The following is a 26682-nucleotide window of genomic DNA, read 5'->3' as shown; positions in this document are numbered from 1 at the left end:
AAGGAACTATCATGAAGTCGCGCATTGCCAAAAGCCTAACCATTGCTGCCCTGGCTGCCACCCTGGCCGCTTGCAGCTCCGTCCCTCTCGACGACAAAGCCGGTCAAGGTAGCGGCACCCAGGGTTCGACCACCGGTCAAATCCTGGATCCCTTCAACCCCCAAAGCATCCTGGCGCAGCAGCGCTCGGTGTACTTTGATTTCGACAGCTACTCGGTGTCGGATCAGTACCGCGGCCTGGTCGAAACCCACGCCCGTTACCTGGCCTCGCATCCGCAGCAGCGCATCAAGATCGAAGGCAACACCGATGAACGCGGTGGCGCCGAGTACAACCTGGCCCTGGGCCAGCGCCGTGCTGATGCCGTTCGTCGTATGATGACCCTCCTGGGCGTCACCGACACGCAGATCGAAACGATTTCCTTCGGCAAAGAAAAGCCCAAGGCCAACGGTTCGACCGAAGCTGATTTCGCTGAAAACCGCCGCGCCGATATCGTCTATCAGCGCTGATTTCCAGCGGTAATCAAGAGCCCCACTTGCGTCGGGACGGTCTACCGGCCGTCCCGGCGTTTTGCTTTCAGAGACCTGGAATTTCTATGCACGATCGAGTTCTCTCCCTGCGTAACCTGACCCTGGCCGCCAGCATCGCCATGGCCACCCTGGCCGCGCCGGCTCATGCCTTTTCCGATGACGAAGCGCGGCGGGCCATCCTGGATCTGCGCCAGCAATTGCAGCAGCAGAACGAACAGAATTCGCGTGCCCGCCTGCAGCTGGCGGACCAACTCCAGTCGCTCCAGCAAGAGATCACCCAATTGCGCGACCAGCTTGAGCTGGTGTCGCGCCAGCAGCCCAATGCCCAGGGACAGGGCCAGCAGCATCCGGGCAACCCGCAAGGCGTGGAAGTCGGGGATGCGCAGGAACAGGCCGCCTTCGATGGCGCCACCGATCTGTACCGCAAGGGCCAATACAAAGAGGCCGCGGAGTCGCTGGCCGCCTTTATCGCGCTCTACCCCAACAGCCAGCTGGCTCCCACGGCGCAGTTTTACCTGGGCAGCGCCCGCTATGCGTCGCGCGACTACAAAGGCGCCATCGAGCAGTTGAACAGCCTGTTGCAGAAGTCGCCCGACAATGCGCGCGCGCCCGACGCGCTGCTGGTGATCGCCGGCAGCCAGATCGAGCTGAACAACCGCGCCGGCGCCAAGACGACCCTGCAGCGCATCGTGCGCGACTATCCGAATTCTCCGGCGGCCAACACCGCCAAGAGCCGGCTGCAGCTGCTCTGAGCGGCCTGTCGGCCCTCAGGCGCGCAGGGCAACGTCGGCGGCCTCGGCGCCCGTCATGGCGGCCAATTGCCAGGGCGTGAGATTGAAGACGGCGTGAGGGTGGCCGGCAGCCGCCCACAGGCTCTCGTACTGGAAGAGATCGCTGTCGAGCAGCATCACCGGCGCCACGGCATGCCCGATGGGGCAGACGCCGCCAATGGCATAGCCGGTGGCCTCGCGCACGAACTTGGCGTCGGCCTTGCCCAGTTCTCCGACCCGGGCGGCGACCTTGGCTTCGTCGACCCGGTTCACGCCGCTGGCCACCACCAGGACCGGCGCATTGTCGGCCAGGCGCCGAAAGACGATGGATTTGGCGATCTGCGCCACGGAGCAACCCAGCCCGGCGGCCGCCTCCGCGGAGGTCTTGCCCGTCCCGGCAAGCATGACCACGGGCTTATCGTGGCCCAGCGATTGCAGCAACAAGGCGACGCGGCGCGCCGAATCCGGCAACTCGTCGATGGCGGTGGCATGCATGGAGGGACTCCGGAACAAGGGCGGGCAGCCAGTGTATCAGCCGGCCGTATCCCCGCCCGCACTACAATCTGGCGCGACAGTGCCGAAATCTCCATCCATGCGTTCCGAACCCCAACTTGAGCTGCAAACCGTCGATCTGGACGGCTATCCCTTGACCTATGCCGAAGCCGGCCGCGGCGACCCGCTGGTGCTGCTGCACGGCTCTCTGTGCGACTGCCGCTATTGGAAACCCCAGCTGAGCGCCTTATCGCGGCATTTCCGCGTGCTGTCGCTATCCCTGCGGCATTACTGGCCGGAACGCTGGGACGGGGCGGGCGAAGGCTTTTCCATCGCACGGCATACCGAGGACGTGCTCGCCTTCATCGATGCGGTCGCCGGCGGCGCGGCGCATCTCGTGGGCCACTCGCGCGGCGGGCGCATCGCCGTGGAAGCCGCCCTGCGCGCGCCGGCCCGCGTGCGCAGCCTGGTGCTGGCCGATCCTGGCCTGTCGCGTCCAGGCGAAGACGAGCGCGGCGACTTCCGCCAGCGCGCGCTCGCCCTGATCCAGGCCGGAGACAGCGAAGCCGGGCTGGCGCTGTTCATCGACACGGTGACCGGCCCCGACACCTGGCGCCGCATGGTGCCCTGGTTCAAGGACATGGTGCGCGACAATGCGGCCACCCTGCTGGGCCAGGCCCGCGAACCGGCCGCGCCGCTGGGCGATGTGGCCGCGCTGTCCATGCCCGTGCTGCTCATCGGCGGCGCCCTGAGCCCGGCGCCCTACCCCGCCACGCTGGACCGCCTGCAGGGCCTGCTGCCGCAGGCCGAGCGCGTGAGGATCGCCGGGTCTTCGCATGGCATGAACCTCGGCAACCCGCGCGCCTTCAACCAGGCCATCCTCGACTTCCTGGCCTGAGTTCAAGCCGCCCCGAAGCGACTTGCTTCAGGCGTTTGAGCACGAAAGTCGAACGGCTATGGCGCAGGCCAGGCAGGCGAGAGCGCCGCTTGCGCAAAAACTGCTCATGGCCGTGGCCGCCGCCTGAAACCCTCAGCCGCGCCCGCCCGAGCGCGCGGCGATGACCTGCTCGGCCACCTGCCTGGGCGCTTCGGCGTAATGCTTGAACTCCATCGAGTAGGTGGCCCGGCCCTGGGTCAGCGAACGCAGCGAGGTCGAATAGCCGAACATCTCTGCCAGGGGGACTTCGGCGCGCACCAACTTGCCGCCTCCGCCGGCGATATCTTCCATGCCTTGCACCATGCCGCGCCGCGAGGACAGATCGCCCATCACATTGCCGGTGAAGTCTTCCGGCGTCTCGACCTCCACCTGCATCATGGGTTCTAGCAGAACCGGATCGGCGCGGCGCATGCCCTCCTTGAAGGCCATGGAGCCCGCCATGCGGAAGGCGTTCTCGTTGGAGTCCACATCGTGATAGGAGCCGAAGGTCAGCGTCACCTTGACGTCCACCACCGGATAACCCGCCAGCACGCCGGTATTGAGGGTATCGACGATGCCGCGCTCCACCGCGGGAATGAATTCGCGCGGGATGACCCCGCCCTTGATCGCGTCGACGAACTCGAAGCCCTTGCCCGGCGCCTGCGGCTCGACGGTGATGACGGCATGGCCGTACTGGCCGCGCCCGCCCGATTGCTTGACGAACTTGCCTTCGACGCCCTCGACCTTCTTGCGTATGGTTTCGCGGTAGGCCACCTGGGGCTTGCCCACCGTGGCCTCGACGCCGAACTCGCGCTTCATGCGGTCGACCAGGATCTCCAGGTGCAGCTCGCCCATGCCGGAGATGATGGTCTGCCCCGATTCTTCGTCGGTGCGCACCCGGAATGAAGGATCCTCCTGGGCCAGGCGGTTCAGGGCCAGGCTCATTTTTTCCTGGTCGGCCTTGGTCTTGGGCTCCACGGCCTGCGAGATCACGGGCTCGGGGAAGACCATGCGCTCGAGCACGATGACATGGCCGGGATCGGTGAGGGTGTCGCCGGTGGTGACATCCTTCAGGCCCACGGCGGCGGCGATATCGCCCGCATAGACTTCGCTGATTTCCTTGCGCTCGTTGGCATGCATCTGCAGGATGCGGCCCAGGCGCTCTTTCTTGTTCTTGAGCGGGTTGAGCACCGAGTCGCCGGATTTGACGACGCCGGAGTAGGCGCGGAAGAACACCAGCTGCCCGACAAAGGGGTCGGTCATGATCTTGAAGGCCAGCGCCGAGAAGGGATCCTTGTCGGACGGGTGACGCTCGATTTCCTTGTCGTGCTCATCGTGGCCCTTGATGGCCGGCACGTCCACCGGCGAGGGCAGATAATCGATGACCGCGTCCAGCATGGCCTGCACGCCCTTGTTCTTGAAGGCGCTGCCACAGAGCATGGGCACGATCTCGTTGGCGATGGTGCGCTGACGCAGGCCGGCCTTGATCTCCTCTTCGGTGAGCGTCTCGCCGGAGAGGTATTTTTCGAGCAGCACTTCATTGGCCTCGGCCGCCTTCTCGACCAGCTTCTCGCGCCATTGCAGGGCCTGGGCCAGCATATCAGCCGGGATGTCGGCATATTCGAAACGCACGCCCTGGCTGGCGTCATCCCAGAGGATGGACTTCATCTTGACCAGGTCGATCACGCCGCGGAAGTGGTCCTCGGCGCCCAGCGGCAGCTGCACCGGCACGGCGTCGCCCTTGAGGCGCTCGACGATCTGGCGCTGCACGCGCAGGAAGTCCGCGCCCACGCGGTCCATCTTGTTGACGAAGGCGATCCGCGGCACGCCGTATTTATTGGCCTGGCGCCACACGGTTTCGGACTGGGGCTGCACGCCGCCCACCGAGTCGTAGACCATGCAGGCGCCGTCGAGCACGCGCATGGAACGCTCCACCTCGATGGTGAAGTCCACGTGGCCCGGGGTATCGATGATGTTGATGCGATGTTCGGGGTAATTGCCCGCCATGCCGCGCCAGAACGCCGTGGTGGCCGCCGAGGTGATGGTGATGCCGCGTTCCTGCTCCTGCTCCATCCAGTCCATGACGGCGGCGCCCTCGTGCACTTCGCCCAGCTTGTGGGTGATCCCGGTGTAGAAAAGGATGCGCTCGGTCGTCGTGGTCTTGCCGGCATCGATGTGAGCGCTGATGCCGATATTCCGGTAAAGCTCGATTGGCGTCCTGCGAGTCATGGTGGCCCCTACTCAAGGCGTTGGATCATTGAAGGCGCAACAGGAAAAACCGTTGTGTCCTGGACAGAGCCCAGACTGATTAGCATAGTACGGAGACCGCCCGGACGCAGCACTTGACCTCAACTGCCTCCGGGTCATTGCGCCATGCCGGGGCGGCCGCCCAATAAAGAAACCCCGCGCGCCGGCAAGCGGCACGCGGGGTCGTCAAGCGCGGAAAAGGCGCTCGCTTACTTCTTTTCTTCCTTGACGCGGTAGACCAGCACCGCCGTGGTGGCCAGCGACAGCACCTTGGCCGTGACGCTGCCCAGCAACAGGCGCGACAGGCCGCTGCGGCCGTGGCTGCCAATGAAGATCAGGTCGCAGCCGGTGTCGGCGGCAGCCTGCACCACGCCGTCGGCGACATTGAAATTGGACACCGCGCGCGCCTCGACCGTCACGCCCGCGGTATGGGCGCGATCGACGATCTGCTTCAGGTATTTTTCGGCCTGCTCGGCCGCCGCCTTTTCGTAGTCCTCGTCGGTGATGGCATAGGCCGCGGCCATGCCGTCAAAGCCGATGGTGGCCGCGAAGGGCTGGGTCACGTGCAAAGCGACGACTTCGGCGCCGACCGAACGGGCAAAGCTGATGCCGGCGTTGGCGGCTTGCGCGGAAAGCGGGGAACCGTCGGTGGGAATCAGGATCTTCTTGAACATGCTGCCTGCTCCTTCTAGTAGGAATCTACATGCTACCGGAAAACCCCGGCCGCACGCGCGAAATGACCCGCAGGCTTGATGGGCATCAAGCCAGCTGCTGGGCCGCCACGAAGAGGTTGGTGCAGCGCGTGCCGGTGCGGCAATAGGCCAGCACGGGGCCGGGCAAGTCGCGCAGCAGCTCGGCGAAACGCGCCACGTCGGCGGCCGTCATGGCGCTGCCCACCACGGGCTGGTATTCGACGGCCAGGCCGGCGGCCTGCGCCGCCTTGGCCACATCGGCGGCGGTGGGTTGGTCCGGGCCGCCTTCGAAGTCGGGGCGGTTGATGATCACGCTTTTATAGCCGGCTTCGGCCACGCCGGCCATGTCATCGGGGCCGAGCTGGGGCGCCACGGCGAAGTTTTCGGTCAAGGGACGAATCGGCAGGTTCATGAGGAAATTCCTTGGGGAGTGGCCCCCGCGCGCCGGCCCCACGGGAGCGCGGCCCGCGCAGGGCGGGAACAATACTCAAAGTATAGTGGGCCCGGGCTTGCCGGCGGGCTCCGTCATGAGATCGGCCAGGATGCGCCAGGCCTCGGGCGAATCGATCATGGCGACCGAGAAGCGCAGCATGGTCGAGGGCTGCTGGGTGGGCGAGAAAAGCGTGCCCGGAGCAAGCAGCATCCCTCGGTCGGCCGCCTGGCGGGCGAGGATTTCGGAGTCGCGCCCGCAATCGGCCCAGACGAACATACCGGCATAGGGCTCATGCGGGACGGCGAAACCCAGGGCCTGCAGCCGGCGCAGGCAGGCGCGCCGCGCTTCGTCCACTTTCGCCCGCACCCGGTCGAGGTGGCGGCGGTATTGCCCATCGACCAGAATACGGTGCACGACCCGCTCGCCCAGCTCGGGCGTCGTCAGGCCGGCGAGCATCTTGAGGTCGGCCAGGGGCTGCAGGATGTCGGCATGGGCCGCCACATAGCCCACGCGCAAGCTGGCCGCCAGCATCTTGGAAAAACCGCCCACCAGGATGACCCGGTTGAGGCGGTCCAGCGCGGCCAGGCGCATCGCGCCGCCGGGATGCATTTCGCCGTAGGTGTCGTCCTCGACCACGATGAAATCATGGCGTTCGGCCAAGCGCAGCACCCCATAGGCCGCGCCGGCCGACAGGGTGTGGCCGGTCGGGTTGTGCACCGCGCCGTTGATGATGAAAAGCTTGGGCTTGTGTTCGGCCGCCAGCCGCTCCAATAGGCCGAGGTCCGGGCCGTCCGGGCCGCGCGGCACGCCGATCACGCGCGCGCCGAAGGTCGCCAGCCGGCCGAAGAAGACAAACCAGGCGGGGTCTTCGACCAGCACGGTATCCCCGGGCTTGACTAGGTGCCGGGCGATAAGATCCAGCCCATGGGTCACGCCATTGGTCGTGAGCAGATGGTGCTCGGGATGCGCCGGCACGCCATCGCCTTGGAGCATGGACGCGATCTGCTGGCGCAGCGGCAAAAAGCCCTGCTGCCGCCCATAGGACACCAGATTGGCCCGGGCCGAGCGCCCCACCGCGCGGATGGCCCCGGCCACCATCTCCGGGTCCAGCCAGTCGGCCGGCAACAGCCCGGCGCCGCCCGGCGAGCCGGGTGTGGTGTCGCGGAACATGCTGCGCAGCAGCCAGGTGACATCCACGCGCGCCGGCACCGCCAACCCGGGCGAGGCGGCAAGCGCGGGCGCCAGCGAACCGCTGCTGCGCGCGCGCACGAAAAACCCCGCGCCGCGCCGCGACTGGACCAGGCCCCGCGCCACCAGGCGGTCATAGGCCTCGACCACGGTGAAGCGGCTGACGCCGGATTGTTCAGCCATGCGGCGTATGGACGGCAGCCGGGTGCCCGGCCGCAGGCCCTGTTCGTCGATGCGCCGGGCCAGATCGTCGGCCAACTGCGTCACCAGGGTCGCGTCGCCCTCGCGCACGGGCTGCCAGTCGGCGGGCAATTGGGGGGAGACTGCGGGTTCGAGTGCAACTGTCATGGCAGTTTGACCAGGCCAGTGATTAAAGTGAATCGTCAAAGTGTATCGGTACTGTACCGATGACTGTGCGTAGAGTGACAGGCTTCCCCTTGCCCGGCAAGCCCCGACCCTCAATTCTGCCCCGCTTATGTCCCGAAGCCCTGCCGCCCCCTCTTTCGAAGGCTATGCCTTCGGCCTGCTGGGAGTCCTCGTGTTCTCCCTCACCCTGCCCATGACGCGCCTGACCGTGGCCGAAATGCCGCCCCTGCTGGTCGGACTGGGGCGCGCCCTGGCGGCCGCCGTGCCGGCCGCGCTGCTGTTGCTGGCCAGCCGCAGCCGCTGGCCCACCCGTTCCGAGTTCAGCGGCATTGTCCTGGCCGCGGCCGGCATTGTGGTGGGATGGCCCCTGACCTCGACCCTGGCCATGGCCAGCGTGCCGTCTTCGCATGGCGCGGTCGTCAACGGCCTGCTGCCGCTGTCCACAGCCCTGTTCGCCTGCTGGCGCAGCGGCGAGCGTCCCTCGCCCGCGTTCTGGGGCTGGGCCTTGCTGGGCGCCGTCCTGGTGGTGGGTTTCATCCTGAGCCAGGGCCATGGCAGCCTGCAAAGCGGGGATCTCTGGCTTTTGCTGGCCGTGGTGCTGGGCGGCATGGGCTATGCCGAGGGCGCGCGCGCCTCGCGCACGCTGGGCGGCTGGCGCACGATCTGCTGGGCCCTCGTGGTCAGCGCCCCCTTTCTGGCCGGGCCGGTCTGGTGGATGGCGGCGCGCGCGCCCCTGCCCAGCCCGCCGGCGCTCTGGGCCTTCGGCTATCTGGCGTTCTTCTCGATGTTCCTGGGCTTTTTTGCCTGGTATCGGGGCCTGGCGGTGGGCGGCATCGCGCGGGTGGGCCAGGTCCAGCTGCTGCAGCCTTTCCTGACGGTGCTGGCCGCGGCCGTGCTCTTCCAGGAGCGGGTCACGCCCGAGACCTTTGTGTTCGCGCTGGCGGTCGTGCTGGTCATCGCCGGCGGCCGCCGCGCCCTGATCCAGACACGCTAGCCCTTTTGCTCCCGGTAGATCCGCATGTTGACCGACACCATCCCCATCCTCTCGCTTTCGCTGCTGGGCCCCCTGGCCTTGTTCGCCCTGGTCTCGTCCATTACGCCAGGCCCCAATAACGTGATGCTGGCATCCTCGGGGCTGACCTTCGGTTTTCGGCGCACCGTTCCTCACATGCTGGGCGTGACCATCGGCTTCTCGGTCATGATCCTGCTGGTGGGGCTGGGCCTGGGCGCGCTGTTCAGCCAATTCCCGTGGCTGTATACGGCGCTCAAATATGGCGGCGCGGCCTATCTGCTCTACCTGGCCTGGAAAATCGCGCGGTCCGGCCCCATGGAAGACGGCTCGCAACGGGCCCGGCCGCTGACCTTCATGCAGGCCGCGCTGTTCCAGTGGGTCAATCCCAAGGCCTGGGTCATGACGGTGGGGGTGGTGGCCACCTACACGCCCCAGCAGGGCTTCCTGGCCAATCTGTGGGTGGCGGCCCTGGTCTGCGGCCTGATCAACCTGCCCAGCATCTCGATCTGGGTGTCTTTCGGGATGGCCTTGCGCCGCGTGCTGCACCGGCCCGGCGCCGTGCGCGCCTTCAACATGATCATGGCCTTGCTGCTGGTGATCTCCCTCTACCCCATCGTCCTGGAAGTGCTGCATCATTGAGGCCGCCGCAGGGAACCTGGAGCCGCCGCGGCGAGTCCGAGATTCCATCATGGTTGCCTTTTCCCGCACATCGCGCCGCCTGGCCGGTTCGGCCGCGCTCATCGCCGCCGGCGTCGTCGGCTGCTCCGAGCTGGACAGCTGGCAGCGCCAGGCGATTTTTTCGCCCGAAGCCGAGCAGCAGCGCTGGTGGCGCGAACCGCCCGACGGCACACAGGTCTTCGACCTGCCGGTCGTCGACGGCGAGGCCATCCGCGCCTGGTATTGGCAAAGCCCGCTGCCCCAGGCCCCCACGGTGCTGTATCTGCATGGCGCCCGCTGGAACCTGAACGGCAGCGTGTTTCGCATGGAAGCCTGGACCCGCCTGGGCTATTCGGTGCTGGCCATCGACTATCGCGGCTTCGGCGCCTCCACGCCGCGCCTGCCCTCGGAACGCTCGGCCCTGCAGGATGCCCAGGCGGCCCTGAACGAATTGGCGCGGCGCCAGCCGGATCCGGCGCGCCGCTTCGTCTATGGACACAGCCTGGGCGGCGCCATCGCCATCGACCTGGTGTCGCAGCCCAGGCAGACGGAGGTCGCCGGCCTGATCGTGGAATCCAGCTTCACGAGCATCGCGGCCATGATGGCGCAATACAAATGGGGCAAGCTGCCCGGCGCATCCTGGCTGCTGACCCAGCATTTTGATTCGGTGGGCAAACTCGCCCGCCTGTCCACTCCGCTGCTGCTGTTGCATGGCACGGCCGACCGCGTCGTGCCCGACAGCATGAGCGACGAGCTCTACGCGGCCGCCATCCAGGTGCCGCCGGAACTCAGGCGGCTGGTGAAGATAGAGGGAGGCTCGCACTCCGGCGGCGTGCGCGCCGGCAGCCTGTATGACCGCGCGGTGGCGGATTTCGTGCGCGACGCCGGCGCCGCCTGGCGCGCCGGCGGCGCCGGCATCAGCGGCTGACCAGCGGGGCCGTCCTCCAGGCCTGCCGCTTGAGGCCGGCCCCGATGCCCGCCTCGCGCAAGCCCGTCGCGGCCACCTGGCTGAAGCGCGCCACGGACAAGCCATTGGCGGCCAGCCACTCGCCCAACTCAGGGCTGGACAGGACTTCGAATTCCGCCACGCGCTGCTCGGCATGCTCGATGGGGCCGGGCAAGGCCGGGTGGCACATGAGCAGGTCGCCGTCCAGGGCGTTGAACAGCCAATGATGCAATAGGCCAGCATAAGCGCGCCGTCCGCCCGCGAAGCCGTAGACCCCAAGGAAACGCCGGTTGCCGGGCCAGCCTTCCTGGCGGGCCTGGGCGGCCAGCGCATGGCCACCCAGGCCCGCGATGGCATGCGCCTTGAAGACGGCGGGCAGGGGCAGGCCCTGCATGGCGCCGGCCGGCGTCAGGCGCAGCCAGGGACGCTGCCGGGGATAGCGCTGCCGCAAGGCCTCCAGCAGGGGGCCGCGCACGCCGGGCAATTGATGGACATGCTGGTGTCCATCGACATAGTGCGGCGCCTGGCCCATCTGGTCTTCAAAGGCATCGAGCTGGCGATCGATCTGCTGGCGGACCTGGGCGCGGTCCAGGCGGCCGGTGTAGGCGCGCAGCAAGAGTGTCTTGAGCGGCAGCATGTCGGCGTCGGCCGGCGAGAAGGCTTGGGTGAAATTGAGATGCAAGCCGATATCCGCGGCGCGATGCTTGAGCTCGGCGGCGTGGCGGGCAAAGCTCGGGCCGGCCGACATGCAGCTCACGGCGCTCAGCCGGCCCGCATCGACCAACTGAAAAATCGCGTGGTCAATGCTGACATCCATGCCAAAATCGTCGCCGCAGACGGCAATACGCCGGCCGTGGGCCGAAGCCTTTATCGTCGTATCCATTACCTTCATTTCCGCATGCCCGCCTTGTTTCGTCAAATTGCCTGGTTCGTCTTTGTCGGCTGCGCCGCCGCCGCAACGCACTGGCTGGTCGCCGTGCTCTGCGTCGAATACGCCGGCCTGGCGCCAGCCTGGGCCAATGTGGCGGGCTGGCTGGTGGCCTTCGTGGTGTCCTTCAGTGGGCACTACCGCCTGACGTTTCGTCATTTGACGCTTTCCTGGATCGTAGCCGCCCGGCGTTTCTTCATTGTGTCAGCCGCGGGATTCGCCTTGAACGAGGCCGCCTACGTCTGGCTGTTGCACGCGACGCGCCTGCCCTATGACCTCCTGCTGGCTTTGATCCTGATCGGCCTGGCGGTTCTTACTTTTGTGGCGAGCCGCCTATGGGCTTTCCGCCACAAACCCGCTGCCGGACCGCATCGTTGACATCGATGCGCCATACCTGGCGGCGTCCGTCGACGAAGCGCGGCGCTTCGCCCCGGATGGCCGCATAAGCGTCTCCATCCGAGGTCTGCCCCCAGACCCAGAAACGCGCGCCCGTGGGTGCGGCGCACAAACGCTCATTGAAGACCACATTGGAGACCAGGACGCGCTTGCCGACCTCGGGCTCGAAGATCGCGGCGTCGTAGAGCTCCTTGCGCCAGTTGTCGCGCGTCGGGATTTCCGGGTTGGACCAGTCGTCGACCACCCACAGCGGCTCGGTCGAGGCCGTGTATATGCCCAGGTCGAAGGGAAAGTGGTGCAAGGCCACCATGGTGTCATGGGGACCGGTTTCGCCGCGGACCTGTTCGCCCAGCGGCCCGTTGCCGCCGCGCGGGTTGAACGTGGCGACCAGGATGGCCGTCACGCACAGGGCCATGGCCACGCCCAGGGAGATCCGGACCCGGCGGCGCTGCCCCCGCTCCCAGGCCGCAAGCACCAGCTCGGCGACCAGAAAGGCCAAGGCGGGCACGGCGGGCAGGATGTAGCCGATCAGCTTGGAACTGGGCAGCGAGAAAAAGCCCAGGACGACCACCAGCCAGATCAGCATCAGGCGGCGCAGGCCATCGCCGTCCTCGGCGCCCCAGAACCCGCGGCGCAGCGTGCCGCCCATCCAGAGCGACCACGGCAGGGCCAGCCCGGCCAGCACGGGCGGATAGAACCAGAAGGGCTGCATATTGTTGAAGCCCGACAGCGCGAAACGCTCAAAGTGCTGATAGACGAAGAAATAGTGGAAAAACCCGGGATAGCGCAGCTGCATGTCCACGAACCAGGGCAGCGCCGCCAGCAGGAAGAGCGCGATGGCCGGCGGCCAGACCAGGGCCTTGAAACCGCGGAAGTCGCGCCGCATCAGCAGCCAGAAAAACAGGATGGCCGCCGGCAGGACGATGCCGATCAGCCCCTTGGCCAGCACGGCCAGGGCCGCCAGCAAGGCCGTGGCCAGCGACATCGCGCGCCAGGGCAGGCCGGCGGCCACCCGCATGATGGTGTCCGCGCCGGCCAGCACGCAGAGCGTGATCATGCCGGCGACCGACATATCCATGTTGGCGAACTGCGCCCCGCCATAGAAAAAGGGCATGCTGGAGAGCACCAGCACGGCGCAGAGGGCGAAGCGCTCGCCGCGGTAGCGGCGCGCAAAGCCATAGACGCCGGCGATGCTGGCCCAGGCGATCAGCAACGAAGGCAGGCGCGCGGCCCACTCTGATAAGCCGAAGACGGCGAAGGACAGCTGGGCCAGCCAGTAGTACAGCGGCGGCTTGTGGAAATAAGGCATGCCGTCCATGAGCGGCACGAAATAGGAGTGGCTGCGCAGCATCTCCCAGGCCACGCCGGCATAACGCCCCTCGTCGGGCAGCGTCAGCGGGCGCGACCAGGCCAGGCCGGCCAGCCAGAGCGCAATGGCCGCCAGGACCAGCCAGGCAGGGATGCGGTGACGCGCGGCGTCGGACATGGGCAAGGCGACGCTGCTCATTGCATGCGCACCTTGCGCGCCATACGGGCGCGTCCGCGCCGCTGGCGGGCGACGTAGAGCGGCCGGTCCTTGACCTCATCGAAGATGCGGGCGACGTATTCGCCGACCACGCCCAGGGAGATGAGGTTGATGCCGGCAAAGAACAGCAAGGCCGTCATGATGGTGGTCCAGCCCGAGACGGCGTTGCCGACGATCAGGTAGGCGCCCACCAGATAGCCGCCATAGACCATGGAAAGCAGCGCGAACAGCACGCCCAGCAGGCTGACGACGCGCAGCGGCCAGGTGGTGAAGGCGGTCAGGCCGTCGAGGGCCAGGCCGAACAGACGCATGGGCCGGAAGTGGCTGCGGCCGTGCATGCGGCTATCCGGCGTATACGGCAAGGCTTCGCTCTTGAAACCCACCCATGCGTAGAGACCCTTCATGAAGCGGGTGCGTTCGGGCAGGGCCACCAGGGCCTCGACCACGCGGCGGTCCATCAGGCGGAAATCGCCCGCGCCGGCCGGCACGGCCACCCGGCTGCCCGAGAGCATGCGGTAGAACCAATGCGAGCCCAGCCGCTTGAAGCGGCTTTCGTCGTTGCGATCCCGGCGCACGGCGTAAACCATTTCAGCGCCGGCACGCCAGCGGCGCAGCATTTCTTCGATGAGGGCCGGCGGATGCTGCATGTCGGCATCCAGGCAGACCACCACATCGCCGTCGGCGGCCTCCAGGCCGGCGCTGATCGCGGCCTCCTTGCCGAAATTGCGGGACAGCTGGATGTAGCGGAAACCGTCGAGCGCGGCCCATTCGGCCATCAGCTCGGGCGTGGCGTCGCTGCTGCCGTCATCGATGACGATGATCTCCCAGGCCGAACACATGGCGTCCAGGCGGCTGCGCAAGGCCGGCAGCAGCACGCGCAGGTTGTCCGCTTCATTCAGGCAGGGCACGATGCAGCTGACCTGCGCCTCGACGTAGAAAGAGCGGACCTCTCTGGCCATTTCGAGGGGCGCCTCGGAGGGCGGCAGCGAGGCCGGAAATGCCTGAGAGCGGAATTCGACTTGCATAGTGCTTACCCATAAGAGGGTTGAATATGCGGCAAGTATGCAAATCCCACTGTCAAATTTTTATCAAATCAGCCCATTCCTACGAAAAGAAGCGCGTCGACCCAAAACGCTCCCGGCGCCGGCGCGCTAGAATACGGCCAAGCCGATGTTTTCATTGATTTTTTCATGCCCCACGCCCTGCGTTGCCGGCCGCTGGCCGCTGACGATCTGCCCCTGATTTTGCGCCTGCAGGCGGCCGTCTACCCCGAGGATCTCCTCGAAACCGCGGATTTCTTCCTTAACCGCCTTGAGCTGGCGTCCGCCACCTGCCGGGTGGCCCTGCGCGGCGGCAGCCTGGTCGGGTATCTGGTCGCCTACCCCTGGCGGTCCGGCCTGCCGCCGGCGCTGAACCTGCCGCTGCAGGCGCTGCCGGCGGATGCCGACAGCTGGTTCGTGCATGATTGCGCGGTGGCGCCGCAGGCCCAGGGCGCCGGCGTGGCCGGCCTGATGCTGCGGGACAGCGCCCGCGCGGCGGCCCGGGCAGGATTGACCCGCGCCAGCCTGGTGTCGCTGGCGCCGGCCGTGCGCTACTGGACCAAGCTCGGCTATGTGCCGGCAACCCCCTCGGCGCCGCTGGCGGCCAAGCTGGCCGGCTATGGCGCCGGCGCCGTCTACATGGCCCGCGACATCCCGTTTCAGTAAAAAGAGCTGAAGGTGATATAGGCCTTGTAGAGTATGGTCAGCACGGCCACGATCAGGCCCAGACCCATCAGGCCCAGACCGAGGTTGCGGTCGCGCAGCCCAAAGCCCACCAGCATGAGCGCCACCGCCAGGCTCACGATGATGAGCATCGTATTGGTATTCGGGTGCATCGTGTCATTCTCCTGGTTGAGTACTGCCGGCGCGGGTCCATCCCCCTCCCAGCGCCTGATATAGCTTGACCGTCACCTGGGCCCTTGCGGTATGCACCTGGGCCAGTTCATCATCGCGGCGCAAGGCGTCCAGCTGGGCTTCGAGCACATCCTGCAGCGTCTGCCGCCCCGCGTCATAGAGGCGTCCGGCCTGGGCGGCGTTGCGGCGCGCCGTGGCGGCCGCTTGCGCGAGCAACTGCTCGCGCTCATCCAGCCCGCGCCGCATGCCATAGGCGTCGTCCACATCCCGCAAGGCATCCAGAATGCTCTGATCGTAACGCGCCAGCGCCCCTTGCAGGCGGGCATCGGCCGCCTCGACATTGGCCGCGATGCGTCCGGCCGTGAAGATGGGCAGCGTGACGCCGACGCCCAGCAGGCCGGCCGTGCCTTGCAGGGCGGGCAGGCCGGCGATATCCAGGCGTCCATCCTGCAGCAGGAAATTGATGGAAAACCGCGGCAGCCACTGCGCCTTGGCGCTGCCCAGCCTGGCGGCGTAGGCGCTGACTTCGTGCGCGCGGCCGCGCACATCGGGCCGCCTGGCCAGGACGTCCGAAGGCAGCATGCCGCCGGGCGCCGCGGGGATGCCGGCCGCGGCCGGAAGCGGCGGCAATGCCGCCTGGCCTTGCGGCGCCTGCCCCGTGAGCACGGCCAGGCGCCGCAGGCGCACCTCATGCTGGCTGACCAGCAGCGGCCGCTGGGCGCGGATATGTTCGGCCTGCGCCTGGGCGCGGTCGACCTCGTAGCGGGTGGCCTGCCCGGCGCGGAAACGCCCTTGCGCATAGCGCAGCAGCCTGTCGCTGGCGGCGATGCTGGCATCGAGCACGCGCAGCCGCGCCTGCAGGCCCCGCGCCTCCAGATAGGCCTGGGCGATGTCGGCGGCCACCAGCATGCGCGCGCCGTAGAGCCGTTCCTGTTCGCTGGCCGCGGCCTCGCTGGCGGCGACCGAGTCGCTGCGGCGCCCGCCGAACACATCGACCTCCCAGACCGCCGCCACCCCGGCCAGGTAGTCGGTGACCATGGCCGTGTCCTGCGGCAAGGGGCGCGGCTGCCGGAGCTCCAGCTTGCCGCGCTGCCCGCCCGCGTTGGCCGCCAGATTGGGATAGAGCGCGGAGTCCACCACGGCGGCCATGGCGCGGGCCTCGCGCAGGCTGGCCTGGGCCTGCTTGAGATCATTGCTGTGCGCCAGGCCGCGCTCGATGAGATCGGTGAGGACGGGGTCGTTCCAGGCCTGCCACCAGGCGTCCAGCGCCTGCGGCGCGGCCTCGGCCGGCATCTGGTCGAAGCGGTCCGGCAGGGCGCGCTGGGGCGGCGCTTCCACGCGCACCGCGCAGGCGGCCAGCCAGGCCGGCAACAAGATCAGGAAAAGTCGGTGGGTCGGCATCATGAGGCTATCCCTGCTGCGCCAGCATGGAACGGAAACGATGCAGCGCCAGGCCGAGAAAGAGCGCCCCGCACACGGCGATGGCCAGGAATTGCGGCCAGACGACGGCAAAGCCCGCGCCCCGGTACAGGACGGCCTGGGTCAGCATGACGAACTGCGTGGTCGGAAGAATGGGCACGAGGCTTTGCATCAGCGGCGGCATGCTTTCGACGGGCGTGGCCGCGCCGGACAGCAGGTAGGCCACCACATACACGGGCACGGCCAGCAGGCCGAACTGCGGCATGGTGGGCGCCAGGGTCGCCAGATACATGCCGAGGGCGGTCACCGAGAAGAGATAGAGCGCCAGGCCGGCCATGAATAGCAGCTGGGATCCATGCAGGGGAATGCCCAGGCCCGCGTGCACGACCCAGCGCAGCGACAGCATGGCGGCCAGCAGGATCACGGCGCCGTTGGAAAGAATCTTGGCCATGGCGATTTCGCTGGCGCGCACCGGCATGACCAGCAGGTGCTCGATGGTGCCATGCTCGCGCTCGCGGATGACGGCCGCCCCGACCAGGATGATGGCCAGCACGGTGACATTGGTCACGATCTGCATCACCGCCGTGTACCACGACGACTGGGCATTGGGATTGAAGAGCTGGCGCGTGACCGGCACGACCGGCAACCGGGCCTCGATGCCTTGCGCGTTGAGGAAACCCAGGACTTCGCGCGCGATGATTTCGTTCAGGTAGGTCATGCCCAGGCCGGCCTGGGTCATCGCGGTGGCGTCCACCAGGATCTGCACGGCCGGCTGGCGGCCCGCGAGCACGTCGCGCTCGAAATTCGGCGGGATCTCGATCACGAAAATATAGCGGCCACGATCCAGGGCGTCGTCCACCTCATCGCGGCTGATGGCCTGCGGCGGCTTGAAATACGGCGGCAGGATGGCGTCGCGCAGGCGGAAGGACAGATTGGAGCGGTCGCCATCCAGCACCGCCACCGAGGCATTGGCCACCTCGGCCTTCACGCCGCTGGCGACCGAGTAAATGGCGGCCGAGAAGGCGAACACGATGAGCAGCATCAGGGTGTAGTCGCCGGCCAGGCTGTGGAACTCCTTGCCGCACAGGCGCATCACATTGCGCAGCCATTGCATCATGTCAGGCCTCCTGCTTGCGCAACAGCAGGCGCGCCGCGCCGATATAGGCCAGGGCGAATGCCGCCAGGGCCGCGTACATGGACAGAAAACCGCGCCAGTCCAGCCCCTTGGTGAAGCCGCCCAGGCTGATGAGCTGGAACCACGACGAGGGAAAGCCCACGCCCACCCAATAGCTGCTGCCCGTCAGCGTGGAGACGGGATAGAGCAGGCCGGAAAAATTGACCGAGGGAATGAGGCAGAGTATGGCCGTGCCGAAGATGGCGGCCACTTGCGAGCGCACGAAGGTGGACATGAGCAGCCCCAGGGCGGTGGCGGCCAGCACGAAGAGCAGCGCGCCCAGCGAGAGGCCGAGAAACGAGCCGCGCAAAGGCACTCGCAGCAGCACGATGCACAGAAACACCAGCGTGAGATAACTCATCATCGCCAGCGCGACATAGGGCATCTGCTTGCCCAGCAAGTACTGCCCGACCGAGGCCGGCGAGGCGTAGAGATTGGTGATCGAGCCCATCTCCTTCTCGCGCACCACGCCCAGCGCCGTCAACATGGTCGGGATGAGGATCATGGCCAGCATCAGGATGCCCGGCGTGATGGCGTAGATGCTGCGGAACTCCTGGTTATAGGCAAAGCGCGACTCCACGCGCGCCGGCAGGGACAGTCCGCCCAGGGGGCTGGCGGCCATGAGCCTGGCCGTGTATTCCAGCATGATGCCGGTGACGTAGCCGCGCACGTTCTCGGCCGTGAAGGGCTGGGCGCCGTCGATATAGAAACCAACCTGGGGACCGCGGCCGGCCAGCAGGTCGCGCCCATAGCCGGGAGGAATGTCGATGACGAGCTTGGCGGGCGTGCCCCGCAGGCGCTCGACGATCTCCGCGTCGCTTGCCAGGGGCGCGTCTTCGCGGAAATAGCGCGAACCGGAAAAGTGTTCGAGCAGACGGCGGCTCTCCAGGCTATGGTCGCGGTCCAGGACCGCATAACGCACGTTCTCGACGTCGAAGGACACGCTCCAGGCGGCGATGCACAGGAGCACGATGGGACCGAGCAGCGCGAAGGCCAGGCGCATGCGGTCGCGCCGCAATTCCAGCGACTCGCGCTGCGCGAATGCCCAGGTCCGGCGCCACCAGGCCGCCAGGCCGCCGGGCGCCGGCGCCGCGGCGCCGGCCAGATCGGCCGCGCCCTGCCCGGCCTGCTCCACGGTCTGTTCGGGGTCGGCCTGCTCCAGATAGGCCACGAAGGCGTCTTCAAGCGTGGCGGCGTGCTGGCTTTCGGTGAGGGATTCGGGTGTGCCCACGGCGAGCACGCGCCCGCGATGCATGAAGGAAATGCGGTCGCAGCGCTGCGCTTCATTCATGAAGTGGGTGGACACGAAAATCGTCACCCGCTCCTGGCGCGACAGGCGCAGCAAGTGGCGCCAGAACATATCGCGCGCGGCCGGGTCCACGCCCGAAGTGGGCTCGTCCAGGATGAGGACTTCCGGTCCGTGCAGGCAGGCGGCGGCCAATTGCAGGCGCTGGCGCATGCCCAGCGGCAGGCTGGCCGGATCGGTGCCGGCCACCTCGCTCAGTTCGAACTGGTCCAGCGCGCGCGCCACCGCCTGGCGCGCCGCCTCGCCCTCCATGCGGTACAGATGCGCATGCAGCTCCAGGTTCTTGCGCACCGTCAGCTCTTCATAGAGCGAGAAGGATTGCGACATATAGCCGACCTTCATGCGGGTCGCCATGTCGCCGGCATCGACCGGCTGACCCAGCAGCTTGGCCGTGCCGCTGGAGACGTCCAGCAGCCCGGTGAGCATCTTCATGGTGGTGGTCTTGCCGCAGCCGTTGGAGCCCAGGAAGCCGAAAATCTCGCCGCGCTCGATGCGGAAGCTCACCCGGTCCACGGCCACGAAACTGCCGAATCGGCGCGTCAGTTCGGAGGCTTCGATGGCGGGCGGCCCGGGCCGGGGTTCAAAAGGCGTGATGTCCAGGGGCGCCAGTCCGTCCGCCTGGCCTTGCGGCAGGAGGCTGATATAGGCCTGCTCCAGGGTCTGCGCGCCGGCGCGCCGCATGACCGCCTCGGTGGCGTCGCTGACCAGCACTTTGCCGGCATCCAGCGCCACGAGGTGCTCGAAGCGCTGCGCCTCCTCCATATAGGCCGTGGCCACCACCACCGTCATGCCGGGCAGCTCGGCGCGCAAGGCGTCGACCAGGGCCCAGAACTGGCGCCGCGACAGCGGATCCACCCCGGTGGTGGGCTCGTCCAGGATGAGCAGCTCCGGATTGTGGACCAGGGCGCAGCACAGGCTGAGCTTCTGCTTCATGCCGCCGGACAGCTTGCCGGCCGGGCGCTCGGGGAAAGGCGCCAGCCCAGTGGCGCGCAGCAGCCTTTCGATGCGGCTGTTGCGGGCTTGCGGGTTCAGGCCATAGAGGCGGGCGAAGAAGTCCACGTTCTCGTAGACCGAGAGCGTGGGATAGAGATTGCGCCCCAGCCCTTGCGGCATGAAGGCCAGCCGCGAGGCGAGTTCATTGCGGAAGCCGCGGCGCGCGATGTCGCCGCCCAGCACCTGGACCTTGCCCGATTGCAGGCGCTTGACCCCGGCGACCAGGGACAGCAGGGTGGATTTGCCCACCCCGTCCGGGCCGATCAGCCCTATGGTCTTGCCCTTGGGCAGGGCCAGCGACACATCGCGCAGCGCCCACACGGCGCCGTAGCGATGCGAGACCTGCTCCAGGACGATGGCGTCCATCGCTCACTCCTTGGGCAGCGAGATGTCCAGCTCGGCGGGCCAGGCCGCGTCGGCCTGCAGATTGACATAGCCGTTGCCCGTCATGCCGGCCTTGAGCAGCGTGGCGTAGCGGCCGGCGAGGTCTTCCGGCACTTGCAGCTTGACGCGGTACATGAGCTTGTCGCGCTCGTTGACCGTCTCGACATACTTGGGCGTGAACTGGGCCTCGGCCGCCACGAAACCCACCTTGGCCGGGAAGACAGCTCCGGGCACGCCGTCGAGCACGATGCGGGCTTGCTGCCCCACCTTGAGGCGGCCGGCCACCCGCGCCGGCCAGAAGACCGTCATATAGATATCGGAGGTATTCAGCAGCGTCAGCACCCGTCCGCCGCCCGGCAGGACCGCCCCCACCTCGACCACCCGGTACTCGATCCGGCCGGCCACCGGCGCGCGCAGATCCATGTCGTCGATGACGCTCTGGACGCGGGCGATCTGGGCCTGGGCCTCCAGGCCAGCGGCCCTGGCCTCGCCGACGGCCGCGCCCGCGGCGGCCAGGCCGGCGCTTTCGCCCTGCAAGGACAATTGGCGGCGCTGCAATTCGATCTGCGAGACCAGCGCGTCGCTGCGCAGGCCCTGGGTCTGCTTGAGTTCGATCTGGGCGAGTTTCTCGCGCGCCTGGCGCGCCTCGGTCTCGGCCTGGGCGCGGGCCACCGCCTGGTCGGCGCGGCCCTGGGCGGCCTGGGCGGCGGCCAGCTGCGTGCGCAGCTCGGCGGTGTCCAGCCGGGCCAGCACCTGCCCGCTGGCCACGCTATCGCCCTCGCGCACCAGCAGCTCCTGCAGGCGCCCGGCGTATTTGGTGGCGATATCGATGCGGCCGACTTCCAGCCGGCCATTGGCGCTGCCGATGTTCCGCGGCATGTCCTGCGAGCGGTACTGGTTGACCCAGACCGCTCCCGCGGCAGCCAGCGCAAGCAGCACGGCCACCGATCCCCAAACCAGCGACTTTTTCATCCGATCTCCACGACAGACGGCGGATGCTCGGACGCGGCGCAGTGCCGTAAGTCGCGCGGTAAGCCCCCGCGTCGCTTGCGATCTAACCTGCCTAGCGCCCGGCAATGTCATGTTATCCGCCGGCCGGCATGCGCGGTGCGCACACACCCCGGCGGGTCTTGCGTCAGATCAAGCACTGCTCATGCACGGGCAGGGCTGCCACGACCATACACGAAAAAGGGGGCGGGACAAAAGCGGCGCAGGCGCCACGGGCAAGCGCCGGCGCGATCTTGGGCCCAGGAGAAAAAGAAAAAGCCCGCTGGATCGCAGCGGGCTTTCTCAGGTGTCTGGTGGGTGGTACAAGTTTCGAACTTGTGACCCCTGCCGTGTGAAGGCAGTGCTCTACCACTGAGCTAACCACCCTGAAAGAAGCGAGATTCTAGCACGATTTTTTTGCCCTGCGCAAACAGGACAATCACACCGTCTGTGGCGCCGTCTCGGCGCTGGCGTCGAGGCCGCGCCACAGGCAGGCGCCGCCCACGGCTTTGTCCAGCGCGGCGAGATAGGCCTCGTGCTCGGCCAGGTCTTCGCCGGCCGCGGCGATGACCGGCAGTACGGAAGCATCGAAGCGGCCCAGCTCGACCTGGGCGCCGCCGGCGCCCTGGCTGTCGTCGACATCGATGAGCAGGGCATCCTGCCCGCGCGTCATGGCCAGCCAGACCTCGGCGAGCAGCTGCGAATCCAGCAAGGCGCCGTGCAGCGTGCGGTGGGCATTGGAGATGCCATAGCGGTCGCACAAGGCGTCGAGCGAATTGCGCTTGCCCGGATAGAGGGTGCGCGCATGGGCCAGCGAGTCGATCACGCTGTCGCAATAGCTGTCTATGGTCTTGCGCCCGATCTTCTGCAGCTCGGCATTGAAGAACTTGACGTCGAAGCCGGCGTTGTGGGCGATGAGTTCGGCGCCCTCGATGAAGCTGATGAACTGCTCGGCCACATCGCCGAAACGCGGCTTGTCCGACAGGAACTCGGTGGTCAGGCCGTGGACGGCCAGCGCTTCGGGGTCGCTGTCGCGGTCCGGGTTCAGGTAGATGTGCAGGTTGCGGCCGGTGACCGCGCGGTTGACGATCTCGACGCAGCCGATTTCGACGATGCGATGGCCCTGGGCGGGGTCCAGGCCGGTGGTTTCGGTATCGAAGATGATCTGGCGCATGGCGGAGCTACTCTGAAGCGGGTGTGGTTTCGGCCTGGCCCCCGGGGGCCGGCCGCGCGGCCGCGATGAGCGAGTACGCCACCGGGACCACGAACAAGGTCAATAGTGTACCCAGGCTCAGCCCGCCCACCAGCACCCAGCCGATCTGCTGGCGCGATTCCGCCCCCGCCCCGCTGGCCACCGCCAGGGGGACGGTACCCAGCACCATGGCGCCGGTGGTCATCAGGATGGGACGCAGGCGCAGCACGCTCGCCTCCACCACGGCCTGCATGATGTCCTTGCCCTCTTCGCGCAGCTGGTTGGCGAATTCCACGATCAGAATGCCATGCTTGGTGATCAGGCCCACCAGGGTGATCAGGCCGATCTGACTGTAGATGGACAGCGTCCCTCCCGTGAGCCAGAGCGCCAGCAGGGCGCCGGTCATGGACAGCGGCACCGACAGCATGATGATGAAGGGATTGCGCCAGCTCTCGAACTGGGCGGCCAGCACCAGGTAGATGAAGGCCAGCGCCATGGCGAAGACGAGGTAGATGCTGCCGGAGGAGTCGCGGAATTCGCGCGACTGGCCGTCCAGGTCGGTGACGACGGTGTGCGGCAGGACCTCGCGCGCCACCTCGTGCATATGGGCCAGCACTTCGCCCAGGGCGTAGCCCGGCGCCACCGAGGCGTCCACCTTGACCGCGCGCAGGCGGTTGAAGTGGTTGAGCGATTGCGGCGAGACGCTCTCGCGCACGGCCAGCAAATTGTCCAACTGCACCATGCTGCCGTCGCGGGCGCGGACATAGATGCCCGAAATATCGGTGGGCGTGGCGCGGTCGCGCGGCGTGACCTGCACGATCACGTCGTATTGCTCGCCCTCGTCCTTGTAGCGCGTGACCTGGCGCCCGCCCAGCATGGACTCCAGGGTGCGGCCCACGACATCGACGTTGGCGCCGACGTCGGCCATCTTGTCGCGGTCGACGTGCACGCGCAGTTCGGGGGTGTTCAGGCGCAGGTCGGTGTCCAGGTTCTGCAGGCCCGGGTAGTCGCGCAGGGCATCGACGAAAACGCCCACCAGCTTGGCCAGTTCCGGATAGGAGGCCTGGCTCATGATGATGAACTCGACCGGTTTGGAGCGCGCCGACTGCCCCAGCGAGGGCGGATTGGTCGGGAAGGCGCGCACGCCCGGCAGCGAGGCGAACTTGGGCTGCAGCTCGCGCGCGATGTCCTGCTGGCGCCGGCCGCGCTCTTCCCAGGATTTCAGGCGCAGGATGGCCGTGCCGTCAGTGACCGTGGGAAAGCCCACCGTGGTCTGGCTGACGCTGGCCTCGGGGATGGCGTCGTAGAACTTCTCGATCGCCAGCATGCTGTCCAGGGTATAGCCCAGCGTGGCGCCCTCGGGCGCGCTGACGATGCCGAAGATCACGCCCCGGTCTTCGATGGGGGTGAGCTCGCTTTTGACGACCTTGAAAAGCACGCCGCTGGCCAGGGCCACGGCCAGGCCAATGCCGATCACCACCCCGCGATGCGCCAGCGACCAGCCCAGCGCGCGGCGATAGCCCCGCGCCAGGGCTTCCAGCCAGCCTTCGATCAGGTTGTAGCCGCGGTTGTGGCTGGCCTGGTGCCGCAACAGCACCGAACACATCATGGGGGTGAGGGTCAGCGCCACGAAGCCGGAAACCAGCACGGCGGCGGCCAGCGTCAGCGCGAACTCGATGAACAGGCGCCCGGTGCGGCCGGTGGCAAAGGCCAGCGGCGCATACACCGTGACCAGGGTCATCGTCATGGCCACGACCGCGAAGCCGATTTCGCGCGAGCCCTGGATGGCCGCCTGGCGGCGCGGCATGCCGTTTTCGATATGGCGGAAGATATTCTCCAGCACCACGATGGCGTCGTCGACCACCAGGCCGATGGCCAGCACCATGGCCAGCAGCGTGAGCGTGTTGATGGAGAAGCCGAACATGTACATGATGGCGCAGGCGCCGATCAGGGACACGGGGATGGTGACGATGGGCACCAGGCTGGCGCGCAGATTGCGCAGGAAGAAGAAGATCACCAGCACCACCAGCACGATGGCTTCGCCGATGGTGTGATACACCGAATCGATGGAGCGCTCGATGAAGACCGAGGTGTCGTAGGAGATGTTCAGCTTCATGCCGGCCGGCAGGCTTTCGTTGAGGCGTTCGACCTCGGCCCGGGCAGCCGCCGACAGCTCAAGCGGATTGGCGGTGGATTGGCGCGTGATGCCGATATTGATGGCGTTCTTGCCATTGAAACGCGAGAGCACCCGGTCATTGGCCGCATCGATCTGGACCCGCGCCACGTCGCGCATGCGCACGGGATAGCCCTTGACGTTGGCGATGATGATGTTCTCGAACTGCGTGATCGTCTGCAGGTCGGTGGAGGACACCACCGAAAACTCGCGCGCCCGCGACTCGATCCGCCCGGCCGGGATTTCGACGTTCTGGCTGCGCAGCGACGATTCGACATCCTGGACCGTCAGGTTGTAGCCGGCCAGTTTGTCGCGATCGACATAGATGCGCATGGACGGCAGCCGCTCGCCGAAGACCCGCACCTCGGCCGCCCCGGGCAGCACCGACAGGCGCGTCTTGACATAGCGATTGATGTAATCGGAGGTCTGGATGGCCGAATACGGCCCGGACTCCACCGCGATATAGATGATGGGCTGGGAGTCGGCCTCGACCTTGCCGATGATGGGCTCATCGATCTCGTCGGGCAGGAAGCGGCGCGCGCGCGAAACCTTGTCGCGCACCTCGGCCGCCGCGGCGTCGGGGCTGCGCGACAGGTTGAACTTGATGTTGATCAGGCTGCGCTCGGAGCGGCTGCGCGAGGTCATCACGTCCACGCCCTCGATGCCGGCCAGCTGGTCTTCCAGCGGCTTGGTGACCTGGGACTCGATCACCTCGGGAGAAGCGCCCTTATAGGTCGTGTCCACCGAGACGATGGGTTCGTCGATCTTGGGATACTCGCGCACCGTCAGGCGGGAATAAGAGATCAGGCCGACCAGGATGATGATCAGCGACAGCACCGAGGCGAACACCGGCCTGCGGATACAGACTTCGGATAGGACCATGGCCGGCCTCCTCGCTTACTTGGCCCCGCCGTTGACAATGCTGACCGGCGCGCCGTCGGTCAGGCGCTGCAGGCCCGCGATGACGACCTGGTCGCCCGCGGCCACGCCGGTGAGGATTTCGGCGCGGCCCTCGCGGCGCTCGCCGACGCTGACCTCGATCTTCTCGGCCCGGCCGTCGCGCACGCGAAAGACATATTGGTTCTGCCCCGCGGGCGCCAGGGCGGTCTCGGGGACCACCAGGGCGGGATCCTCGCCGAATTGCAGCTGAACACGCGCGAACATCCCCGGGCGCAAAACGTGATCGGCATTGGGCACGGTGGCGCGCAACAGGATGGAGCGCCCGCCGGCATCGACCAGCGGGCTCACGGCATAGACCTGGCCGCCGCGCTCCTGGCCCGGCATGGCGTCGAGCCGCACGGCCAGCGACTGCCCCACCCGCAGCTTGCTCAGATACATCTCGGGCACGCGGAAATCCACTTTCAGCGGATCGATGGCCTCCAGCGGCGCCAGGTCCTGTCCCTGGTTGACGTAGTCGCCCACCGACACATTGCGCAGACCGACCATGCCGGCGAAGGGCGCGCGTATGGTCATTTTGTCGAGCTTGGCCTGCGCCAGCACGGCGGCGGCCTGCTGCACCTTGAGCGTGCTGGCCGACTCGTCCCGGGCCTGCTGGCTCACGAAGCCGCGGCCATGCAGATCCACGGCGCGGCGGTACTGGCTCTCGGCCAGCGCCAGATTGGCGCGCGCCTGCTGCAGTTCGGCGCTGGGGATGGAATCATCCAGGCGGATCAGGACCTGGTTGGCCCGCACGGCCTCGCCTTCCTTGAAGTCGATCCGCTGGATGCGGCCGGCAACCTCCGGGCGCAACACCACCGACTCGTCGGAGCGCAGGCTGCCCACGGCGGACAGGCCGCGGGCGAAGGGCCGCGTCTCGACCTTGGCGACCTCGACGCGCGTGGCGCTGGGCGCGGCGGCTGTCTTGGCGGGCGCGGGCGCGGCGCCGGCCAGCCAACGAGGAAGATAGACGCCCGCGGCCGCCCCAGCGGCCAGGCCGACCGCGAGGGTGGCGAGCAATGCTGCTTTTTTCATGCTGGGATGTGAAGCGCCGGCGCACAGGGCGCGCAGGCATGGGAATAGAAGCCTGGCACTGTAGCATCCGGATTTACATCCTGGCACAGATCC

General features: G+C 67.4%; 24 protein-coding genes and 1 tRNA gene. 8 read left to right on the top strand and 17 right to left on the bottom strand.

Annotation, left to right across the window (positions count from 1 at the left end; all coding sequences use genetic code 11):
* Positions 1–11 precede the first annotated feature (11 nt).
* Together pal and ybgF are read left to right on the top strand one after the other, a co-directional pair.
* Positions 12–506 (top strand): peptidoglycan-associated lipoprotein Pal, encoded by a 495-nt coding sequence (gene pal, locus L540_RS10325; protein WP_043209668.1) that lies wholly within the window; start codon positions 12–14, stop codon positions 504–506.
* Between the two features lie 86 nt (positions 507–592).
* A complete protein-coding gene (gene ybgF / locus L540_RS10320; RefSeq protein WP_043209671.1) occupies positions 593–1279 on the top strand; it encodes a tol-pal system protein YbgF in 687 nt (228 codons plus the stop codon).
* 15 nt (positions 1280–1294) lie between these two features.
* Here ybgF and L540_RS10315 read toward each other — a convergent pair whose 3' ends face one another.
* Positions 1295–1792 carry a YbaK/EbsC family protein gene (locus tag L540_RS10315; protein WP_043209673.1) on the bottom strand — a complete coding sequence of 166 codons (498 nt, stop codon included), beginning with the start codon at positions 1790–1792 and terminating at the stop codon, positions 1295–1297.
* Positions 1793–1889: 97 nt separating this feature from the next.
* Here L540_RS10315 and L540_RS10310 point away from each other — a divergent pair, with 97 nt between their 5' ends.
* Positions 1890–2687 (top strand): alpha/beta fold hydrolase, encoded by a 798-nt coding sequence (locus tag L540_RS10310; protein WP_043209675.1) that lies wholly within the window; start codon positions 1890–1892, stop codon positions 2685–2687.
* A 132-nt stretch (positions 2688–2819) separates the two neighbouring features.
* Here L540_RS10310 and fusA read toward each other — a convergent pair whose 3' ends face one another.
* From fusA to L540_RS10290, 4 genes are all read right to left on the bottom strand, one after another.
* Positions 2820–4934, bottom strand: a complete 2115-nt coding sequence (gene fusA, locus L540_RS10305; protein WP_043209677.1) for an elongation factor G — start codon at positions 4932–4934, stop codon at positions 2820–2822.
* A gap of 227 nt (positions 4935–5161) precedes the next feature.
* Complete coding sequence (locus L540_RS10300; RefSeq protein ID WP_043209679.1) at positions 5162–5626, bottom strand: universal stress protein; 465 nt, start codon at positions 5624–5626, stop codon at positions 5162–5164.
* 85 nt (positions 5627–5711) lie between these two features.
* Positions 5712–6056 (bottom strand): protein tyrosine phosphatase family protein, encoded by a 345-nt coding sequence (locus tag L540_RS10295; RefSeq protein WP_043209682.1) that lies wholly within the window; start codon positions 6054–6056, stop codon positions 5712–5714.
* A gap of 75 nt (positions 6057–6131) precedes the next feature.
* Positions 6132–7613 carry an aminotransferase-like domain-containing protein gene (locus tag L540_RS10290; protein ID WP_043209684.1) on the bottom strand — a complete coding sequence of 494 codons (1482 nt, stop codon included), beginning with the start codon at positions 7611–7613 and terminating at the stop codon, positions 6132–6134.
* A 127-nt stretch (positions 7614–7740) separates the two neighbouring features.
* On the opposite strand from L540_RS10290, the gene L540_RS10285 reads away from it, so the two are divergent.
* The 3 genes from L540_RS10285 to L540_RS10275 are packed head-to-tail and all read left to right on the top strand — an operon-like array spanning position 7741 to position 10228.
* Positions 7741–8625, top strand: coding sequence for a DMT family transporter (locus L540_RS10285; protein WP_043209686.1), 885 nt, complete (start codon positions 7741–7743; stop codon positions 8623–8625).
* A gap of 24 nt (positions 8626–8649) precedes the next feature.
* Positions 8650–9282: a LysE family translocator gene (locus L540_RS10280; RefSeq protein WP_043209688.1), complete on the top strand. Its 633-nt coding sequence runs from the start codon at positions 8650–8652 to the stop codon at positions 9280–9282.
* Positions 9283–9331: 49 nt separating this feature from the next.
* Positions 9332–10228 carry an alpha/beta hydrolase gene (locus L540_RS10275; RefSeq protein ID WP_043209690.1) on the top strand — a complete coding sequence of 299 codons (897 nt, stop codon included), beginning with the start codon at positions 9332–9334 and terminating at the stop codon, positions 10226–10228.
* On the opposite strand, the gene L540_RS10270 is transcribed toward L540_RS10275, so the two are convergent.
* On the bottom strand, positions 10218–11063 hold the full coding sequence (locus L540_RS10270; RefSeq protein WP_231584770.1) for a ChbG/HpnK family deacetylase: 846 nt from the start codon (positions 11061–11063) through the stop codon (positions 10218–10220). The genes L540_RS10275 and L540_RS10270 overlap by 11 nt on opposite strands.
* Before the next feature lie 81 nt (positions 11064–11144).
* Between L540_RS10270 and L540_RS21535 the strand changes: the two genes are divergently transcribed.
* On the top strand, positions 11145–11552 hold the full coding sequence (locus L540_RS21535; RefSeq protein ID WP_197085647.1) for a GtrA family protein: 408 nt from the start codon (positions 11145–11147) through the stop codon (positions 11550–11552).
* Here L540_RS21535 and L540_RS10265 read toward each other — a convergent pair.
* Both L540_RS10265 and L540_RS10260 read right to left on the bottom strand, forming a co-directional pair.
* Positions 11488–13077, bottom strand: coding sequence for an ArnT family glycosyltransferase (locus tag L540_RS10265; protein ID WP_043209692.1), 1590 nt, complete (start codon positions 13075–13077; stop codon positions 11488–11490). The genes L540_RS21535 and L540_RS10265 overlap by 65 nt on opposite strands.
* On the bottom strand, positions 13074–14120 hold the full coding sequence (locus L540_RS10260) for a glycosyltransferase family 2 protein (RefSeq protein WP_043209695.1): 1047 nt from the start codon (positions 14118–14120) through the stop codon (positions 13074–13076). Before L540_RS10260 ends, L540_RS10265 begins: the two co-directional genes overlap by 4 nt.
* 165 nt (positions 14121–14285) lie before the next feature.
* Here L540_RS10260 and L540_RS10255 point away from each other — a divergent pair, with 165 nt between their 5' ends.
* Positions 14286–14801 (top strand): GNAT family N-acetyltransferase, encoded by a 516-nt coding sequence (locus L540_RS10255; protein WP_043209697.1) that lies wholly within the window; start codon positions 14286–14288, stop codon positions 14799–14801.
* On the opposite strand, the gene L540_RS21745 is transcribed toward L540_RS10255, so the two are convergent.
* From L540_RS21745 to L540_RS10210, 9 genes are all read right to left on the bottom strand, one after another.
* A complete protein-coding gene (locus L540_RS21745) occupies positions 14795–14971 on the bottom strand; it encodes a hypothetical protein (protein ID WP_029580264.1) in 177 nt (58 codons plus the stop codon). The two genes, L540_RS10255 and L540_RS21745, sit on opposite strands and share 7 nt — an antisense overlap.
* A 4-nt stretch (positions 14972–14975) precedes the next feature.
* A complete protein-coding gene (locus tag L540_RS10245) occupies positions 14976–16394 on the bottom strand; it encodes an efflux transporter outer membrane subunit (protein ID WP_231584769.1) in 1419 nt (472 codons plus the stop codon).
* A gap of 4 nt (positions 16395–16398) precedes the next feature.
* Positions 16399–17526: an ABC transporter permease gene (locus tag L540_RS10240; protein WP_043209698.1), complete on the bottom strand. Its 1128-nt coding sequence runs from the start codon at positions 17524–17526 to the stop codon at positions 16399–16401.
* 1 nt (position 17527) lies between these two features.
* The gene (gene rbbA / locus L540_RS10235; protein ID WP_043209700.1) at positions 17528–20248 is read right to left on the bottom strand and encodes a ribosome-associated ATPase/putative transporter RbbA; all 2721 of its coding nucleotides are present in this window, start codon (positions 20246–20248) and stop codon (positions 17528–17530) included.
* Positions 20249–20251: 3 nt separating this feature from the next.
* Positions 20252–21238 carry an HlyD family secretion protein gene (locus L540_RS10230; protein WP_043209703.1) on the bottom strand — a complete coding sequence of 329 codons (987 nt, stop codon included), beginning with the start codon at positions 21236–21238 and terminating at the stop codon, positions 20252–20254.
* Positions 21239–21565: 327 nt separating this feature from the next.
* Positions 21566–21640: transfer RNA gene (locus L540_RS10225), tRNA-Val, on the bottom strand.
* 52 nt (positions 21641–21692) lie between these two features.
* On the bottom strand, positions 21693–22427 hold the full coding sequence (dnaQ, locus tag L540_RS10220) for a DNA polymerase III subunit epsilon (protein ID WP_043209705.1): 735 nt from the start codon (positions 22425–22427) through the stop codon (positions 21693–21695).
* Positions 22428–22434: 7 nt separating this feature from the next.
* Positions 22435–25500, bottom strand: coding sequence for an efflux RND transporter permease subunit (locus L540_RS10215; protein WP_043209706.1), 3066 nt, complete (start codon positions 25498–25500; stop codon positions 22435–22437).
* Positions 25501–25515: 15 nt separating this feature from the next.
* Positions 25516–26589 carry an efflux RND transporter periplasmic adaptor subunit gene (locus tag L540_RS10210; RefSeq protein ID WP_043209707.1) on the bottom strand — a complete coding sequence of 358 codons (1074 nt, stop codon included), beginning with the start codon at positions 26587–26589 and terminating at the stop codon, positions 25516–25518.
* Positions 26590–26682: the final 93 nt, after the last annotated feature.

This window comes from Bordetella pseudohinzii (genome assembly GCF_000657795.2).
In the GTDB taxonomy this organism is placed as follows: domain Bacteria; phylum Pseudomonadota; class Gammaproteobacteria; order Burkholderiales; family Burkholderiaceae_B; genus Bordetella; species Bordetella pseudohinzii.
The sequence above is the reverse complement of the archived record's forward strand: the minus strand, read 5'-3'. Positions and strand labels throughout refer to the sequence as shown.